General features: G+C 55.2%; 1 protein-coding gene. It reads right to left on the bottom strand.

Annotated features, from left to right (window positions below; genetic code table 11):
• Positions 1–2,147: 2,147 nt before the first annotated feature.
• The coding region (locus AC0QUY_RS42445; RefSeq protein ID WP_475391713.1) for a hypothetical protein at positions 2,148–2,335 on the bottom strand (188 nt) is incomplete at its 5' end.

Here is a 2,335-nt window from a genome sequence, read left to right on the forward strand (position 1 = left end):
CGATCATATGGAAGGTTCTAGTTCCAGAACTAGGCGCAGACATAGAAGCTCACATCGGCTCACAAACTCAGCAGCCGATAGCCGATCGCTTACCCACTCCGCCAGACGGGGTTTCCTTGCCGCTTACCTTCGCTTCCGTCCCTCCAACACCCTTCCCATGCTCTTGATCAGTGATCTGAACATCCTGAACTCGTCTCGACCGAAATGCCCATCGAGGCTATCTTCGCGTCGCTCTCTGACCTAGCCTTGATTGCCTGGTCGACAAGCCCATCGTTCTTCCATGCCTGCGAATGGACGCCGTGCAGCGAACCCGCTGGTGGATGCGCTGGCAGATCTCAAGGATACCAGGCAGGCGCACATCACGGTGTAGTGGAATGGCGGTTCTCTCGGCGGCGCAGCCGACTGCGTTGATCGCAGAAGATTGTTTGGTGATTGAGTAGATATCGACAAAGATGTAAGCGGTCATCACGGCTGCAATAGCAAATACCGATATTCGTGCGGGGCGCGGCTCAGATGCGATGATAAAGCCGGATAGATGAGATGCCGCACAAATCTGGGGTGCAGCGGGGTGCGAACTGAGGCGCTGGCTTGCGCGGTTCGCGAGATCGGGTGCTACTTGATGTATTCCGAATATTCGAAATGATCGATCAGAAACGTGCTTGTGAACACGACCATCCAGCCGACGAATGAGACTGTGGCAGCCTTCAACGCGCCATAGCTTCCTCGGCCCGCCGGATGCCGCTACCATATTACCAGCAAGGGGCTCGCAGCGCATAAGTACTTCGTTCAGTGCGCTTCGGCACTTATTGTGTCCAGGAGCCTTTGAAGCGCTTGCGCGTCATGACGCTGTGATTCCTTGCAAACCGAGCTATCCGAGCCCTCTACGGCAAGCGCTTCAGTGCATGTCTGCCGGCCCCTGTCGATCGCCTTCGATGCGAGTAGCAAGCTTACGAAACCACCAAGAGATAGAATTGTGACGAAGAAAGCGATGTCCGCGGCCGATGCGTAGAGAAAACTGAGGATCCTTGAAAATCGAACTCCGGACGACTCCTGGATAGTGGGGGTGGTTGGGGTCATGATCGACTCCGTTAAGCCAACACTGCCCCACGCAAGGCAATAATGAACACCGAACTCACGGCTCAAAACCCTGAAGAGGCACTCGGTTTGTCGGTAACGCGATAATAGGTCTTTTTGAGGAAAGAATCCTCCGGAATCTGCTCAACAGACCTCTCCTTCCTGGTAGCTGAACGTAGTCGAACGGTCGCGCTACGCTCCGACCATGCGATCGTTCTTGTGAGCTTGCTATCCGGCGCTTCGACCGAACTTGCGCAACCAAGACGAAATCAAGGCGCTCTACCTCGGCGCTCGCCGAGAAGTGCCGTCAGCGAGAAGCCGCTGACGCATGCCTTGCCTGACTTTGATTCACAGAGAGGAAACTAATCTGGCTACGAACATTCTAGCGCGCAAGATCAATCAAGACGTTTATTCTCGAACTATAGGGGGAGCAATCGACATGTTCTCGAAGATCTGCACTATTACCCGATAATCGACGGTATGGGATCCGCAGGACTTGCGCTAGGACGACAGTGTGCATGGGGCTAGCGGGGTGCCGCCAGCCGGGCCTCCTGGTCAGAAAGTTGTGAGATGAACGCCCTTATAGTCTTAGCTCCCATCGAGGCGAGCGGCGATAGATGTTTCGATACGGAGGCAACGATTTTTGGAACGGGATAGGAGTGTCAGGCACTCCCGTACCCGCGACTGGACAGCAAAACTGATCGGAGTATCAGTTGTGGTGCAGGAACTCACTTGGCGTGATGGCGAGCACTGGCAGTTTTAAGGCGCTCCCACAAGCAGCACCCGCTGCAGTGCCCCGCGAATGACTCCGTCGTCGTAGACACGAACACGCGTCGCCGGTCCACGGCCTTGGCTTTTCGACTCCGATCTACCGCATCGCTCGCCTTTAATCCTGTCGGGCAGGGAGAGGGGTTAGCAAGTTTTCGTTCGGTGACTCACAACACCCAACCCGTTTTCTGGCCGCGCCAGCGCGCAATTCGTGTCCAACACCTGACAGCAGCACAACGCCCGTCAGGTTCAGGACATCGGTTGGCTTGGGCGCAGTGTAGGGTTTTCAAAGCATAATCAGACGCTTAATGCGTGCCGACGAAGATGGCACGGCTGTTGCTGTTGAGATCCGGCAACACTGAAGTCAGTCGTGCGTGAAGAACTTCCAAGCCATTGAGCGGGAGTCGAATTTTCTGGCGAGAGGCGTTTTGAGATTGCAAGCTTTCGGGCTTTGGGGGCCCAAAAGCTTGCAATTTTGCTTTTGAGGATTCCG

The organism is Bradyrhizobium sp. WYCCWR15520, from assembly GCF_056174665.1.